This is a genomic window from Pseudoxanthomonas sp. Soil82, from assembly GCF_040446535.1.
GTDB lineage: Bacteria > Pseudomonadota > Gammaproteobacteria > Xanthomonadales > Xanthomonadaceae > Pseudoxanthomonas > Pseudoxanthomonas kaohsiungensis.
Genome location: NZ_JBEAAK010000001.1, coordinates 975,693 through 991,300, shown reverse-complemented (window position 1 = coordinate 991,300; position 15,608 = coordinate 975,693). Strand labels below are relative to the sequence as shown.

Sequence of the window (15,608 nt, the reverse complement as noted above, 5' to 3'; positions counted from 1 at the left end):
CGCCTGTCAGTCCGCCCGCGCGCGCCGCGCCCGCTGCCTGCACCAATGGAAAGGCCGGCCCCGTGGCGGCAGCCGGCTTCGGATCCGTGCGACGGACGCGCTGCGGGCGGTCAGTCGTCCCAGCCACGGCCGCGGCCGCGGTGCTTGTCATGGCCACGGCCCTTCTTGCCGTGGTGGCCATGGTGGTGCCGGTCGCGGTCGTAATGGCGGCGGTCGTCATAGCTGACGCGATAGTGCGGCGGCGGCGGCGCGTAGTGGTACCGCGGCGCCGGGCGGTACACCACCACCGGCCGCGGCGGCGGTCCGTAGCGGTAGTAGACCGGGCGGTGCCAGCGGTCGTACTCGACCACCACCGGCTGGTAGTAGCCGCGATCGTAGTAGTAGGGCCGGCCGCTGCGGAAGATCAGGTCGGCGACGTCGACCAGCACGCGCACCTGCACGTCGCTGGCCTGGGCCTTGCCGGCAGGCAACAGGGTGGCGGCGCCGGCGAGCGCGGCGGCGAGCAAGGCGCCGCGCATCCAGGCGCCGCGCTGGCTGGAGCGGTGGGTGTGCGTGACGGCATTCATGGCAACGCTCCTGTCGTGGTTCGTGACCGAGACGTTGCTGCCGGCGCAGTGAACAGCGATTTAACCGGAACGGCTGTAACCGTTACCGGGCCGGCGCCGCGGCTGCATGCGTTCAGGAGCCGTTGCGAACGCGCGTCACGATTTCGCGCACCGCCCTCGGCAGCTCCGACGCGGCGGCCACCGACAGCACGCGCGGATGGGCTTCAGCCAGGCCGTGCTCGGCTTCGTGCGCCCAGGTCAGCGCGTAGGGAACGTGCACGCCCCAGCCGCCCAGCCGCACCACCGGCTCGATGTCCGAGCGCAGCGAATTGCCCACCATCACGAACTGCGTCGCGTCGATGCCGAATTCCGCCAGCACCCGCGCATAGGTCGGCGGATCCTTCTCCGACACGATCTCAATCCGCGGGAACAGGTCGGCCAGGCCGGAGGCGGCGATCTTGGATTCCTGGTGGAACAGGTCGCCCTTGGTGACCAGCACCACGGGCAGCTCGCGCGCGATCTCGGCGACCGCGTCGCGGATGCCGGCGATGAGCTCCACGGGGTGCTGCAGGGTGTCGCGACCGATCTCCACCACCTTCTGCAGGTCGCGTGCCTGGATGCGGCCATCGGTCAGTTCGATCGCCGCCTCGATCATCGACAGGGTCATGCCCTTGACCCCGTACCCGAACACCTTGAGGTTGCGCCGCTCCACCTCGAGCAGGTGGCGCAGGGTGCGGGCATCGTGCAGGTCGATGTAACGGCCGATGATCTCTTCGTACTGCTTCTCGGCGGCGCGGTAGTAATCCTCGCTGCGCCAGAGGGTATCGTCGCCATCGAAGCCGACCAGGCGGATGTCGGACATGGACGTTCGCTGCTCCAGGTGGGGTGCGCAGGATAGCAAGCACCCTGTCCGCCTCCGGCCGCCGCACGGTCAAAAGGCGCGGCGGGCCGCCAGGCGGCCCGCCGCGCGAGTGCTGCCGGGTTCGGCACGGGGTGTTACTCCACCCGTGCCACAGGCGTTATTCCTGGGCCGCTTCCGCCTGCTGCTTCTGGATGTAACCGCGGTACTCGTCCGCGCTCAGCTCGCCGTTGGCGTCGGCGTCGGCCTCGGCGAACACACTGGCCAGGCCGCCGTGGCGCCGGGCCTCGCCCAGGCTCAGGCTGCCGTTGCCGTCGGCGTCCAGGTCGGCCCAGCTCGTGCCCTGGCCGCTGGCGGACGACTGCGCCGGCTGCTGCTCGGCCGCGCCGGTCGCCGGCGGGCTGGTGGTGCCGGCCTCGGTCTTCGGCTCGCTCGGCGGCGTGGTCTGCGCGATCGCCAGCGGGGCGGCGGCGACCATGCCCAGGACCAGCAGGCCGGTGGCGAGGGACTTTGTGTGGGACTTGGTATTCATGGCGTACTCCTGCATCGGGTGGAATGTCGTGAGATGCCATCGGCAGTTCACGGCACCGACCCTGACCGCCGCGCCATGAACCGGCTTTGGGTCGCGATCGCGGCGTGCACGCCGGATTAACCACCGCCTTCGACGAAGCGGGTACCGCGCGGGTTAGCGAGTCGTCGATGCCCGGTTAGCACCAGGTTCAATCGGCCGATGTATCCGTTTTCCCGATGCGATCGCCATCGTCGCCGCGATGGTGGCCAGCCAAGCCGTGGCTGAACAGCCACCAGCCCAGCACGGTGCCGGCGAGCGCGCCGATGATCTGCAGGAGCACCCGGGTCCCCAGGAAATCCGGATCGTGGATACCCGCCAGCGCCAGCCGCGCATACAGCGGCGACTCCAGCTTGGCGATGCCCAGGTAGAACAGGTTCCAGCTGTCCAGGCCGGCGGCGACCGCCACCGCGATCGCCGCGCCCCACCCGATCGCATGGGCCACGGTCAGCCCCGCGCGGCGGCACACCCACGCCCAGATCGCGTACACCAGCACGCCGATCGCGAACGCGATCAGGCCCGCCTCAAGGGCACCGAGCAGGCCGGTGTGCAGGGTCAGGTTCATCGGGCGGGACGCATGCGGTGGAGCGGCCAGTCTAAACGCCGGCAGGCCCGGGCCGCCCTGCTCAGGCCTCGTCCTCTCGCCGCGCGCGCAGCCACGGCTCGCCTTCGTCGTCCAGTCGCACGCGCATGGCGATGGGCCGGCAGCACACCTGGCAATCCTCGACGTAGTCCTGGTCGCCCGCGCTTTCGTCGACCACCGCCTCGATCGGCTCGCCGCAATACGGGCAGTGCAGGTCGAGCCAGCGCGGCATCAGCGCACCGGGAAATCGTAGGCGGTACCCGGATCGGGTTCGGGCCTGAGGGTGAAATGCCACCACTCCATCGAGTAACCGGCCAGGCCCTGGGCGGCCATGGCGTCGCGCAGCCGGTGGCGGTTGGCTAGCTGCGCGGGCGTGGTCCCCGGCGCATCCGTGTGTGCGCTGGGGTCGAAGAAGTCGTAGGGCGTGCCCATGTCCAGCGGCTCGCAGGCGCCGCCATCGCAGCGCACCAGGGTCAGGTCGACGGTGGCGCCGCGGCTGTGCCCGGAGACCTCGCCGATGTAGCCGTCGGTCAGCCGGGCCTTGTCCACGTTGGGATACCAGCGCGCCTTCAGCGCCGGGTCGTCCGCTTCGCCGACCCAGCGCATGAAGCTGGCCACCGAATGGACGGGCCGGTAACAGTCGTAGACGCGCAGGCCCAGGCCTTCGGCGCGCAACGACGCCTGCACGCGCGCCAGTGCCCGGGCGACCGGCTCGAGCAGGTAGCAGCGGTTGGCCTCGTAGCCGGGCACTGGCGAGCCGGTGAAATTGTCCGAACCGGCGTAGCGCATTTCGACCTGGATATCCGGCGCCAGGCTGCGCACTTCGACCATGCCCGCGGCGGCGGCATCGCCCGCGGGCGAAATCCGCGGCGGCTCGGCGGCGCCGGCCACCGGGACCAGCACCGCAAGGATCGCGGCCAGCGCGACGGAAGCCGCCACCGCGGCGCGGTCGCCCAAGGGTCGCCGGATCGTCCGGCGCGAGCCCTCAGGGGCAGTCGCGCAGGCGCGTGAAAGCGAGATCGCCATAGTCGTAGCTGAAGTCCGCATCCGGGTCGACATGGGAGAGGGTCAGGGTAGCGCCGTTTCCGTCCGCGGGAGAAGGCGGGTGCAGCCAGGCTTCCGCATCGACGCTGTCCTCGTCCCAGTCCACCAGCCAGCGTTCGCCGACCCGCACCAGGCGGCCGCGCATCAGCGGCGAGCGGGCCGAGGCGAAGCCGATTCCGTCCGCGCGCGGGCACAGCGCCACCTCGCCGAACCACGGGTCGCGCCACACGCCCAGCAACGCCCCGGCTTGCGCGGCGTCGGCTGGGCGCCGCGAGGACGTGTCCGGAAGCGGCTCGTCCGCGCTGCGCTGCGCACGCTCCTGGTCGAGCAGGCCGGCGTAGTGCGCCACGTCGGCGCGGGCGTCCGGAGCAGTGTAGTGCTCGAGCAATACCTGCCCGAGCGCGGTGCGCGCCGCCTCGCCCTCGCCGTTGATCAGGATGACGATGCCGGCCTTGCGGTCCGGCAGCAGGATCACCGAGGAATACATGCCCGACAGCGTGCCGGTGTGCGCCACCTTCCACTCGCCCTGCACGTCCGACAGGCGCCAACCATAGCCGTAGGCGGAGAAGTGGCTGCTGTCCCACTGGCGCATGCGCTCGCTCACCGGCATCGGCATGTGCGCGGTCCACACCGCGCGGCGTTGCGCCGGCGACAGCCAGGGATCGGCCGGGTCGAGCCACATGTCGACCCACTTGAGCATGTCGTCGACGCCGCAGCGGATGCCACCGGCGGCCATGGAGGTGATGTCGGGCACGACGCCACCGGCATCGACGCGCTCGTCGACCGGCACGTTGCGACCGTCCACGCGGCGATGCGGGCGGGCCACGCTGCCGGCCTCGTCCAAGCGCCAGGCGCCGACCCGGCAGCCGTCCATGCCCAGCGGCCCGAACAGCTCGCGGCGCACCAGCTCGTCGAACGGCATGCCGCCGGCCGCGGCGGCGACTTCGCCGGCGACGACGTACAGCAGGTTGTCGTAGGCGTAACCGGAACGGAAGCTGGTCACCGGCCGCAGGTGCTCCAGCCCGGCGATGATGTCGGCCCGGGTGAAGGTGTTCGGCTCCGGCCACAGCATCAGGTCGCCGGCGCCCAGGCCCAGGCCGCTGTTGTGGATCAGCAGGTCGCGCACCTGCATGTTCGCGGTGACCCACGGATCGTGCATGCGGAACTGCGGCAGGTGCTTCACCACCGGGTCGTCCCAGCGCAGCTTGCCCTGGTCAACCAGCCGCGCCAGCACGCCGGCGGTCATCGCCTTGGTGTTGGAGGCGATCTTGAACAGCGTGTCCGGCGTGACCGCCTCGCCGCCGCCGGCGGCCAGCTCGCCGCGGGTCTCCACCGCAACGACGCGGCCGTCTTCGATCACGCCGACGGCGATCCCCGGCAGGCCGTAGATGTCCATGGCGGCATCGATGGCGTCGGCAATGGCCCGTTGCCCGGAAGCGCGGCCGGTCCGCGCGACCGACTCGGCGGGTCGTGGTTTCGCGGGGCCGGTGCCCTGCGTCGCTGCACCCGGGCCGACAGGTGCGCCCGTCTCAGCGCCAAGGGCGCCAGCGGGTATCGAAAGAAAAGCGGCCGCAAGAGCGGCCGCAAATGGGTGGGCAAAGCGCATCTCGGTCCTCATCCCTGCATGGGCGATGGTTCCCCGGCCGCCGCCCCTGGCAGGCGCGGCGGCCGGATGCCGGTCAGAAGTTCCAGGTCAGCACGAGTTCGCCGTAGCGCGGCGACTGCCAGCGGGTGCCCTCGGCGAAGGTGGTGCGATAAACGCCCGGCTGCTTCTCGTAGCGGCTGCGGATGTTGATGACCTCCTGGTCGTTGAGCAGGTTGTAGACCGCGAAGCGGATATTCATGTCCACATCCTCCACCGGCAGGGTCCAGGTGACGTTCGCGCTGAGGTCATAGGTCCAAGGCAGGTTGCCGAACGCGCCGCGTGGCGAGTACTCGTACACGCGCTGCGCATTGGGCGCGGTGCAGTTGGACACGCAGATCCAGCCGGTGCCGCCGCCACTGCCCTCGCTGGTGTAGCTGGCCACCGAATCCTCACCCGGCCACGAGACGCCGAAGGCGGTGATCGGACCGCCCGACAGCGCCATGACGGTGGCGCCGAAGAGCCACTGCTCGTTGAGCTTGTAGCTGCCACGCAGCTTGACCTGGTGGCGATGGTCGTTGAACAGGTAGCCCGAACGCTCGTTGTTCGCCGGATGGTCCCAGTGCTGGACCATGCCGGTGTCGCCGTAGTTGGTGTCCGAGTTCACCGGGCCTTCGTGGTTGCCCTCCAGCTTCGACCACAGGTACGAAGCGTTGAACGCCCACTTGTCATCCCAGGCGCGGTCGATCTGGAACTCCACCGCCTTGTAGGTACGCTCCGGCACCTTGTAGCCGATGATCTGGTTGCTGCCTGCGGTGATGTAGCCTTCCTTGGACGTGTCGATCGTCACCCATCCGTCCTGCGCGCAGCCCTGGGCCGTGGTGCCCCACAACGTGACCTTCTCGCCCGGGTTGGCGATCGGCCAGAGGTTGCCATGGCGCACGCCGCACAGCGCGTTGATGCGCATGTCGTCGACCGCATGGGTCATGTCACGGTAGGTGGCATTCACGCCCCACGACCAGGCCTGGTTGATCATGGTCTGGAAGCCGAGGATGAACTCGTCCTGGTACATCGCCTCGAGGTCACGGTCCACGCTCTGGCGCAGGTCGCCGACGCCGATGTTCAGGCTGTCGTCCACCGGGCCGATCTGCGCACCCAGCACCGGCTGCATGTAGGAGGTGCCGGTGACCGGATTGGTCGCCGGGGTCCAGCCGCTGAGCGCGTAGTAGGTGTACTCGTCGGTCAGGCCGCCGGCGAAGGTGTAGTTGATGATGTTGTTGACCGGCAGGTAGTAGCGGCCGGCGTTGCCGAACAGCTTGGTGCTGCCATCACCCTTCATGTCCCAGGAGAAGCCGACCCGCGGCGACACCAGCTTGTCCAGCTCGATGAAGCTGGAGCCGGTGGCGGTCTTGTAGTCCAGGTTGTCCATGCGGACGCCCAGGTTCAGCAGGAAGTACGGCGTGATGTTCCAGTTGTCCTCGATGTACCAGGCGCTGGCCTCGGTCTCGAAGACGCCGCCATCGGCGCGCTCGCGGCCCATCGCCACGGCGGTGACCCCGGCCGGCACGGTAGCGCCGTTGCCCAGGACCGCACCCGGCGCATACGAGTAGATCGTGAATCGCTGGCCGGTCGGGCCGGGGTAGAACGTGGTCCGGTCGGTGGTCATGGTCTCGGTATCGAGGCCGAAGCGGAGCTGGTGGCTGCCGAGCGTCCATTCGAAATCCAGCCGCCCCACCTCGCGTTCGTCATGGTGGTCGACCACCGAGGCGCTGGTGCTCGGGTGGCAGCTCACCGGTGGCCGGCCCATCGAGTTGTAGACGGCGTTGTAGCTGGAATTGATGATCACCTGGGCGCACTGCTGGTCGGCCGGCGAATAGACCAGGCTCTGGCTGCGGTTGGTGCCCCACATCGCCTTGGCGACGAAATTCTCGCCGAAGCGGCCGGTGTAGGTGATCGATCCGCTGTCGCCGCCACTCTCGTTGGTGCTGATGCCGCTCAGTGCGCCCCGCTCGGCCGCGTCCCAGTTGTAGGCGTAGGTCGTGGTCTCGGTGTCGCCCTCGTCGGAGAATGCGAGCAGTTCCAGCAGGTGGTCGCCGGTGATGGCCCAATCCATCTTCGCGCCCCAGAACCCGTCGTTGGACTCGGCGTCGCTCCACGTGGAGCCCGAGCTGTTGGTGAAGCTCGAATTGCTGTTGCGCTGTTCATACATCGCGAACAGGAACAGCTTGTCCTCGATCACCGGGCCGGAGGCCCAGACGTTGGTCTTGATGAGGCTGCTCTTGTCGCGGCTGGCACGGTAGTCGACCGGCACCGGATTCCCCGCGCCGTCGGTGTCGTAGTAGCGGTGGTCCTCGGCGTTGGAGCTAAGCGCTTCCGGCTGGAATGTGGCCTGGACGCCGCCTTGGAACACATTGGTGCCGCGGCGGGTCACCGTGTTGATCACGCCGCCGGTGCTGCGTCCGAACTCGACCGAGTAGCCTCCCGTCTTGATCTGGAACTGGTCGTAGAACGCGAACGGTGCGGTGGAGTAGCTCTGCCGCCGGTAGAAGTCGGTGACGTTGAGGCCGTTGATGTACACCGAGTTTTCGGCGATCGACGAGCCGCCGAAGGAGATGCCGCCCAGCGAGGAGTTGCCGCCGATCACGCCCGGCGCCAGCATCGCCACCGAACCGAGGTTCTGGGCCACCGGCAGGCGCGCGATCTCTTCGCGGTTGACATTGGTGGCCGTCTCGATCGAGAACACGTCGACACGGTTGACCACGCGCGAGCCCACCACCTGGATCGCATCCAGGTTGCTGACCGCGCCGTCGGCGCCGAGGTTCACCGCCGTGGTGCCGCCGAGCTGGACGTTGACGGACACCGCGCTCCCCACCGGCTGGCCGTCGCGCACGACCTGCAGGCTGTAGTCGCCCACCGGCAATTGGCTCAGGCGGTAGGTGCCGTCACCACTGGCCGTGACCGTGCGGGTTACGCCCGTCTGCTTGCTGGTCACCACCAGCTGGTCGCCCGCGCTGGCGCGGCCGGCGATGGCGCCGGTCGTGCTCTGCGCCATGGCCACCGGCGCCATCGCACCGATGCATGCACCCAGCGCCACGCACAGCGCCGCTTTCCTGAAGGTCCTGCTGTTCATCCCCGTGTCTCTCCCACAGTGGTGTTGAAGTTGTCCCCGCCCGCGCTGGTGGCGTCATTGCCAGTCGGCAGCATCTGCCATTCGAACCGGTAGTCCCATTGGTCGAAATAGAGGTTCCCGCCACGCCACTCCGCCTCGCCCCGTTGCGAGTCCACGGTCTCGGAGCGGAAGTGCTGCTTGGCCGGAACGAAGTCCCGCGAATAGTCGTCGTTGAAGGCGATCCGGTACGCGTCCAGGCCGCCGAGGTAGAACCAGCGCAGCGCCGGGTCGTCGCTGGCAAGCTGGCCGGTCGTCACGTCCATCGGCACCCAGCCGTAGGGCGCCAGGTACAGCCAGCCCCAGTCGTGCATGTTGTCGTAGCCGACCGCATCGTCGGAATACACCCAGCCGGACTGCCAGCGCGCCGGGATCCCGTTGAGCCGCAGCAGCGCCATCAGCAGCAGGGTCTGCTGGCCGCAGTCGGCGTGGCCGGCCTTGAGCGCGTAGTCGCTGATGTTGGAGATCGTGGAGTACTCGCGCGCGCCGGCCCAGGGAATGCGGTCCACCGCCTCGAACAGCTTGCGCGCTACCAGGTACGGGTTGGTCTCGTCGCCGACCACCTGCCGCGAGAAGGCGCGCAGTTCGGGCGTGAACACGATGTGCGGCGCCTGCTCGCGCAGGTACGGCGCCAGCGCCGCGTCGTCGGGCGTGGCGGTGACGCGCCGCGGGTCGATGGCGAAGTGGCGCCCGTACACGGTCAGTTCGTAGCTCACCGAGAACTCGGTGGGCTCGCCGGCCACGGCGGTGCGCTCCATGTAGGCGGTGCGCTGCATCGTGCTTTCCGGCGCGACCCGGCCCCCGGCCGGTACCGTACCGAGCAGGCGGATGTCCTCCTGCTGGCCGTCGATCGCCCGGGGATACGGGATCCACGCGCGGACGGTTTCGCCTGCGGGCACCGCGTCGGCATCGACCAGCAGCGACTGGGTCACCCGCAGGCGTCGCGGGGCCACGCTGGTCGCGCCGCCGGCGGCGGCCGCCAGCACCTCGGCATGGTGCGGATGCAGCCGCTCGAACGGGCCTTCGCTGAAGGGCTTGACCGGCGGCGCGCGGCGCGCGGCTGCCTCGGCGCTGAGCCGGAACAGGTTGGGGATGGCGCGCTTGAAGTAGCGCGGCTCGCCATCGATATCCATGCGTTCGATCAGGCCGGCACGGTCCCAGGCGTCGAATTCGGCCTCCTCGAGGTCGGGGATCGACTTGCGCAGCTGGGCCATGGCGGCGGCCCGGTCGAGGGTGAAGTCCAGGCGGATGCGGCGCATGCGCTCGCGCTCGAACGCCAGCGCGCGCTGCTGGTCCGCCGGCACGCCGGGCGCGGCCAGCGCGGCGTCGATCGAAGATTGCGCCTGCCGGAAGTCGCCGCGATCCACGGCGGCGACCACCTCGCCCACCGTGTCGGCCGCGCGTGCGTCCGCCTGCGCGGCCGTTGCCAGCCCCATGGCCAGCAGGCACAGCGCCGGCCACGCGACACGGCGGCCGGGACGCGCAGGACGCGGCGGCAGGCTGGAAACGGAAGGCTGGCAACTGCGGACATCCACGACGACACTTCCCGGGTGCGGTGGTGATGGCTGGTGTAACACGGGTCTGGTAGTGGGTCAATAATTTATTCTTGACGGCGCGAATATTCGGAATAACTATTCTTCCGGACACGCCCCCGGGGAGAGGACCGGCGCTCATGCATGCCGCCAATGCGTCAACCACGCCAGCCAGGCGCAATGCCCGGCTCGGCCCTGCCACTGCTGGCCTCCTGCTGGCGCCGTTGCTGCTCGCGCTTGCCGCGGCCCTGCCCGCCGCCGCGACCCAGGCCGATGCGCCGACCGCGGTCGTCGAAGTGCGCCAGGCCGACCTGGCCGCCGACCACTGGATCGCCCAGCTCGCCGAACCGGACCGGGTGATCCTGGACCGTGCCGGCATCGCCGCGCAGAACGCGCGCATGCGCGCCCAGGACCCCTCGATCCACGACATCGCCACCCTGCCCGATCCGCTGCCACGCGCGATGGTGCGCGAGCAGGTCGTGGCGCTTTCGGCGCCGCCGACCCGCGCCCTGTTCGACGTGCAGGGCAAGGCGGTGCCGAAGAAGACGCTGGATGCGCTGCAGCAGGCGATCGCGCTGGACGCCATCCCCGCCAGCCAGCCGCTGCAGTACGGCCTGGTGGTCCATCGCGCCGCGCTGCGTACCTTCCCGACCGCGCTGCGCGTGTTCAGCAGCGCCGGCGAAACCGACATCGACCGCTTCCAGGAATCGGCGCTGTTCCCCGGTGACGCGGTCGCGGTGCTGCACCGCAGCCGCGACGGCGAGTGGCTGTTCGTGGCCAGCGAGCGCTACGTGGCATGGATCGAAGCGGCGCACGTGGCCCTCGGCGACCGCGACACCGTCCTCGGCTACGCCAAGCGTACCCCCTACGTGGTCGTCACCGGCGCCACGGTACGCACCACCTACACCCCGGAAGAACCGCGCGTGTCGGCGCTGCAGCTGGACATGGGCGTGCGCCTGCCGTTGCGCGCGGACTGGCCGCCGACGCAGGCGGTCAACGGCCAGCATCCGTACGCCTCGCACGTGGTCGACCTGCCGGTGCGCAATGCCGACGGCCGCCTCGCCCTGGCACCGGCGCTTATCGCCCGTTCGGCCGACGTCTCCGACGACTACCTGCCGCTGACCCCGGCCAACCTGCTGCGCCAGTCGTTCAAGTTCCTAGGCGAGCGTTACGGTTGGGGCCACAGCTATGACGCCCGCGACTGCAGCGGCTTCGTCTCGGAGATCTACCGCAGCTTCGGCATGCTGGTCCCGCGCAACACCCGCGACCAGGCGGTCAGCCCGGCGCTGGACCGGATCGCGTTCGAACCCACCGACAGCCGCGACAAGCGCATGGCCGCGGTGCGCGCGCTGCAGGTTGGCGACCTGGTCTACATCCCCGGCCACGTGATGATGGCCATCGGCCACCAGCGCGGGCTGGCCTTCATGATCCACGACACCAACGGCGGCAGCTGGCGCGGGGCCGACGGCCAGCGCGTGCGCGCCGGCCTCAACGGCGTGTCGGTCACCCCGCTCGAGCCGATGCTGTTCGGCGACACGGAGACCTACGTGGACCGCATCACCAGCATCCAGAGGATCCGGCCGCGAGCCACCCCATGAAGATCACCGACATCGAACTGGGCATGCTGCGCGTGCCGCTGAAGACGCCGTTCAAGACCGCGCTGCGCACCGTCGACACGGTCGAGGACATCGTGGTGCTGGTGCGCACCGACACCGGCCACACCGGCTACGGCGAGGCGCCGGCCACCGCGGTGATCACCGGCGACACCCACGGTTCGATCGTCGAGGCGATCGACCGCTTCATCAAGCCGCGCCTGATCGGCCAGGAGATCGCCAACCTCAACCGCATCTGCGCCCTGGTCCAGGGCTCGATGGAGCGCAACACCAGCGCCAAGGCGGCGGTGGAGATCGCCGTCTACGACCTGTGGGGCCAGCTGTACGGCGCGCCGCTGTACAAGATGCTCGGCGGCGGCGACCCGGTCATCACCACCGACATCACCATCTCGGTGGACCACATCGACAAGATGGTGGCCGACTCGATCGCCGCGGTCGAACGCGGCTTCGACTCGCTCAAGATCAAGGTCGGCAAGGACATCGGCCTGGACATCGAGCGGGTCAAGGCGATCCACGCCGCCGTCGAGGGCCGCGCCCTGCTGCGCCTGGACGCCAACCAGGGCTGGACCCCGAAGCAGGCGGTGTTCGCGATGAGCACGCTGGAGGACGCCGGCGTGCTGCTCGAGCTGCTCGAGCAACCGGTCAAGGCCGCCGACATCGAGGGGCTCAAGTACGTCACCGAGCGCGTGCACACCCCGGTGATGGCCGACGAGAGCGTGTTCGGCCCGGCCCAGGTGTTCGACCTGATCGAGCGCCGCGCGGCGGACATCATCAACATCAAGCTGATGAAGACCGGCGGCCTGTCCAACGCGATCCGGATCGCCGACATCGCCTCCATCTACGGCGTGCAGTGCATGATCGGCTGCATGATCGAATCGGCGATCTCGGTGGCCGCCGCCGTGCACCTGGCCGTGGCCAAGTCCGACGTGATCACCAAGGTCGACCTGGACGGCCCGTCGCTTGGCCAGTTCAACCCGGTCGAGGGCGGGGTGATCTTCGACGAGTCGGAGATCACCGTCACCGACGCGCCGGGCCTGGGCATCCGCGAGATCCGCGGCCTGGAACTGCTCGCGCGCTGAGCGCGGTTGCCAGGTGCGCCCGACCCGGATGAAGATCGCACCCATGCCGCCCCTGGTGAAGATCCGCTCCGAACGCGACCACATGTCGGCGATCGAACGCCGCATCGCCGACTTCATCCTCGACAACGCCCACCTGCTGCGCGACTACTCCTCGCAGCAGCTGGCCAGCGCGCTGGGCATCAGCCAGTCCAGCGTGGTCAAGTTCAGCCAGAAGTTCGGCTTCCGCGGCTACCCGGACCTGAAGTACAGCATCGTCCAGGCGGTGGCGCGCAATGGCGCCGACGCCCCGGCGCAGGCGGCGCCCGCGGCCGACGGCGACGAGTACACGCGGCTGGAGGAGAGCCTGCGCCGCAGCAAGGCCGCCGCCGAGGAAGAGACCCGCCTGCTCAACCCGCGCGAAGGCATCGAGCGGATCGTCGGCCTGGTCGACGGCGCCGGCAAGGTGTTCGTCTGCGGGCTGGGCGACGACGGCCTGTTCGCGCGCGAGTTCGGCATGCGCCTGTCGCTGCTGGGCGTGCTGACCGTGCACCACAACGACCCGATCCTGATGATGGCCAACCTCTCGGCGGCGCGGCCCGGCGACGTGCTGCTGCTGTTCTCCGAGTACGGCCAGCTGCCGCAGCTGTCGCAGATCAGCCGCCAGTTCCAGGCCTGCGAGGGCAAGGTGGTCTCGATCACCCGGCACACCGCCAACCCGCTGCGCGCGCACGCCGACGCCTCGCTGGTGGTGTCCGCGCACGATCCCGCCCCGCACGTGGAGGCGTTGCTGTACCGTTCCTCGCTGCAGTACCTGCTCGACTTCCTGTTCGTGCTGCTGTGCCAGGCCAACCCGGACCGGCACCGCCAGCTCGGCATCAACCTCGAACGCATCCGGCACCTGCTGGATACCTGACCGACCCGACTCGATGCCCGCGAATCCCGACGCGACACCCCGTGCCTCCCGTTTCGCCTGGCCGCTGCTGGCCGCCCTCGGACTGGCGTGGGGCATCGCCGCCCTGGCCGGCGAGTCCGCCGGCAACCCCTCCGGTTCGGACGACCCGCTGCGCGGCGCGCAGCAGCTGGTGCTGGTCACCACCGATGGCTGGGACGACACCCAGGGCATGGCGCGTCGCTTCGAACGTCCCGACGACGCGGCATCGTGGACCGAGGTCGCCTCGTTCCCCGTCAGCATCGGCCGCCACGGCAGCGCCTGGGGCACCGGCCTGCATGCCGCCGCCGACGTGGACGACGGCCCGCGCAAGCGCGAGGGCGATGGGCGCAGCCCGGCCGGGGTGTTCGCGCTGGGCACCGCGTTCGGCTACGCCGGCACGGCCACCTCCGGCCTGCCCTACCAGGCGATGAGCCGCGACGACTGGTGCATGGACGTGCCCACCTCGCCCTACTACAACCGCATCGTCGATGCCCGCCAGGTCGGCGCCGACGCGGTCGCCGGCTCGAGCGAGCCGATGCGGCTGGACCTGCACCGCGACGGCAACCCCAGCTACCGCCTGGGCTTCGTGATCGAACACAACCCCGGCAACGTGCCGCAGGGCGGCAGCTGCATCTTCGCCCACCTGTGGCGCGCGCCCGGCGAGCCGACCGCCGGCTGCACCGCGATGGCCGATGCCGACATGGAAGCGATGCTGGAGTGGCTGGATGCGGACAAGGCCCCGCGCTTCGTCCTGTTGCCCCGGGCGCAATACGCGCGCCTGGCCACGCGCTGGCAGCTACCGGCGCCGGCACCGGCGGAGCCGGAACGGTGAGGTGGCCCGGCGCGACCGCGCGGGTGCTGCTGGCGCTGGCCGCCGGCGCGATCCTCGGCCTCGCACTGGCGCACTGGCAGCCCGATGCGGCGACGGCCGCGGCCGGCATCGCCCAGCCGATCGGCCGGCTCTGGCTCAGCGCGCTGCAGATGACCGTGGTGCCGCTGGTGCTGGCGCTGGTGATCCTCGGCGTGGCCACCGCTTCGGACGCCGCCGCGTCCGGGCGGGTGGCACGGCGGGCGATGGTGGTGTTCATCGCGATGCTGGCGTTCTTCGCCGGCTACGCCGCGCTGGTGGCGCCGGCGCTGCTCTCGCTGGTGCCGGCCAGCCCGGCGCTGACCGCCACCCTGCAGGCCTCCGCCACCAGCGCCGATGCCGCCGCGGCGCCGTCGCTGGCGCAGTGGATCGGCAATGTCATCCCGTCCAACGCGATCATGGCCGCCGCGCAGGGCGCGATGCTGCCGCTGGTGGTGTTCGCGCTGTTCTTCGGCTTCGCCCTCACCCGTATCGACGGCGAGCGCCGCGCGCAGGTGATCGGGCTGTGCCACGGCATCGCCGACACCATGATCGTGATCGTGCACTGGGTGCTGCTGGCCGCGCCCGTCGGCGTGTTCGCGCTGATGCTGGCGGTGTGCGCGCAGGCGGGGCTGGGCGTGGTCGGTGCGCTGGCGGGCTACATCCTGCTGCAGTGCGCGATGTACCTGGGGGCGATCGCGATCTGCTACGTGCTCATCGCCGTGTTCGCGCGGCGCTCGCCGGCCGCGTTCGCCGGCGCGATCCTGCCGGCGCAGGTGGTGGCGGCGAGCACCCAGTCCTCGCTGGCCTCGCTGCCGGCGATGCTGGAGAGCGCGCGCGAACGCCTCGGCCTGCCACGCGCCGTCGCCGCGCTGGTGCTGCCGATGGCGGTAACCCTGTTCCGCATCACCAGCCCGATCCAGTACATCGTCGCCGCCTCCTTCGTCGCCTGGGCCTACGGCATCGAGCTGACCGCGGTTCAGCTGGCCGCCGGCGCGGCGCTGGCGGTGGTGATCAGCCTGGGCTCGGTCGGCCTGCCCGGCCAGGTCAGCTTCATGGCCACGGTCATGCCGGTGACCCAGTCGATGGGCCTGCCGGTGGAACCGCTGGGCCTGCTGCTGGCGGTGGACACCATTCCCGATGTGTTCGCCACCACCGGCAATGTCACCGGCGACCTCACCGCCACGACGATCGTCGCCCGGCAGAGCCCGGACGCCTCCGACCCGCCGACTGCCGGCTGAATTCCCGCGGCGCGCGCTCACGCGCGTGTCACCGCGCGC

The 15,608-nt window shown here is 70.1% G+C and carries 14 protein-coding genes; 5 read left to right on the top strand and 9 right to left on the bottom strand.

Translation table 11 applies throughout. From position 1 onward, the window contains the following. Nucleotides 1-110: 110 nt before the first annotated feature. The 9 genes from ABKA19_RS04450 to ABKA19_RS04410 form a co-directional block, all read right to left on the bottom strand. Nucleotides 111-566 carry a hypothetical protein gene (locus tag ABKA19_RS04450; protein ID WP_353687838.1) on the bottom strand — a complete coding sequence of 152 codons (456 nt, stop codon included), beginning with the start codon at nt 564-566 and terminating at the stop codon, nt 111-113. Nucleotides 567-678: 112 nt separating this feature from the next. Further along, nucleotides 679-1,407, bottom strand: a complete 729-nt coding sequence (locus tag ABKA19_RS04445; protein WP_353687837.1) for an HAD family hydrolase — start codon at nt 1,405-1,407, stop codon at nt 679-681. A 157-nt stretch (nt 1,408-1,564) separates the two neighbouring features. After that, entirely contained in the window at nt 1,565-1,936 is a 372-nt protein-coding gene (locus ABKA19_RS04440) for an EF-hand domain-containing protein (RefSeq protein ID WP_353687836.1), read from the bottom strand. A gap of 187 nt (nt 1,937-2,123) precedes the next feature. Continuing rightward, nucleotides 2,124-2,537, bottom strand: a complete 414-nt coding sequence (locus tag ABKA19_RS04435; RefSeq protein ID WP_353687835.1) for a hypothetical protein — start codon at nt 2,535-2,537, stop codon at nt 2,124-2,126. Between the two features lie 61 nt (nt 2,538-2,598). Continuing rightward, nucleotides 2,599-2,787, bottom strand: coding sequence for a CPXCG motif-containing cysteine-rich protein (locus ABKA19_RS04430; protein WP_353687834.1), 189 nt, complete (start codon nt 2,785-2,787; stop codon nt 2,599-2,601). Next, nucleotides 2,787-3,494: a M15 family metallopeptidase gene (locus ABKA19_RS04425; RefSeq protein WP_502945714.1), complete on the bottom strand. Its 708-nt coding sequence runs from the start codon at nt 3,492-3,494 to the stop codon at nt 2,787-2,789. Before ABKA19_RS04425 ends, ABKA19_RS04430 begins: the two co-directional genes overlap by 1 nt. A gap of 46 nt (nt 3,495-3,540) precedes the next feature. Continuing rightward, entirely contained in the window at nt 3,541-5,205 is a 1,665-nt protein-coding gene (locus ABKA19_RS04420) for a serine hydrolase domain-containing protein (RefSeq protein ID WP_502945702.1), read from the bottom strand. 73 nt (nt 5,206-5,278) lie between these two features. After that, the gene (locus tag ABKA19_RS04415; RefSeq protein ID WP_353687833.1) at nt 5,279-8,311 is read right to left on the bottom strand and encodes a TonB-dependent receptor; all 3,033 of its coding nucleotides are present in this window, start codon (nt 8,309-8,311) and stop codon (nt 5,279-5,281) included. Next, nucleotides 8,308-9,783 (bottom strand): transglutaminase-like domain-containing protein, encoded by a 1,476-nt coding sequence (locus ABKA19_RS04410; RefSeq protein ID WP_353687832.1) that lies wholly within the window; start codon nt 9,781-9,783, stop codon nt 8,308-8,310. Before ABKA19_RS04410 ends, ABKA19_RS04415 begins: the two co-directional genes overlap by 4 nt. A gap of 236 nt (nt 9,784-10,019) precedes the next feature. Between ABKA19_RS04410 and ABKA19_RS04405 the strand changes: the two genes are divergently transcribed. Genes ABKA19_RS04405 through ABKA19_RS04385 form a run of 5 tightly spaced genes read left to right on the top strand, consistent with a single transcriptional unit; the run spans nt 10,020 to nt 15,569 of the window. Beyond that, nucleotides 10,020-11,477: a C40 family peptidase gene (locus ABKA19_RS04405; protein ID WP_353687831.1), complete on the top strand. Its 1,458-nt coding sequence runs from the start codon at nt 10,020-10,022 to the stop codon at nt 11,475-11,477. After that, nucleotides 11,474-12,571 (top strand): dipeptide epimerase, encoded by a 1,098-nt coding sequence (locus ABKA19_RS04400; RefSeq protein ID WP_353687830.1) that lies wholly within the window; start codon nt 11,474-11,476, stop codon nt 12,569-12,571. Before ABKA19_RS04405 ends, ABKA19_RS04400 begins: the two co-directional genes overlap by 4 nt. 43 nt (nt 12,572-12,614) lie before the next feature. After that, a complete protein-coding gene (locus tag ABKA19_RS04395) occupies nt 12,615-13,463 on the top strand; it encodes a MurR/RpiR family transcriptional regulator (protein ID WP_162378123.1) in 849 nt (282 codons plus the stop codon). Nucleotides 13,464-13,476: 13 nt separating this feature from the next. Next, nucleotides 13,477-14,313, top strand: coding sequence for a L,D-transpeptidase family protein (locus ABKA19_RS04390; protein ID WP_353687829.1), 837 nt, complete (start codon nt 13,477-13,479; stop codon nt 14,311-14,313). After that, nucleotides 14,310-15,569 carry a dicarboxylate/amino acid:cation symporter gene (locus tag ABKA19_RS04385; RefSeq protein WP_353687828.1) on the top strand — a complete coding sequence of 420 codons (1,260 nt, stop codon included), beginning with the start codon at nt 14,310-14,312 and terminating at the stop codon, nt 15,567-15,569. Before ABKA19_RS04390 ends, ABKA19_RS04385 begins: the two co-directional genes overlap by 4 nt. The last annotated feature ends 39 nt before the right edge of the window (nt 15,570-15,608 follow it).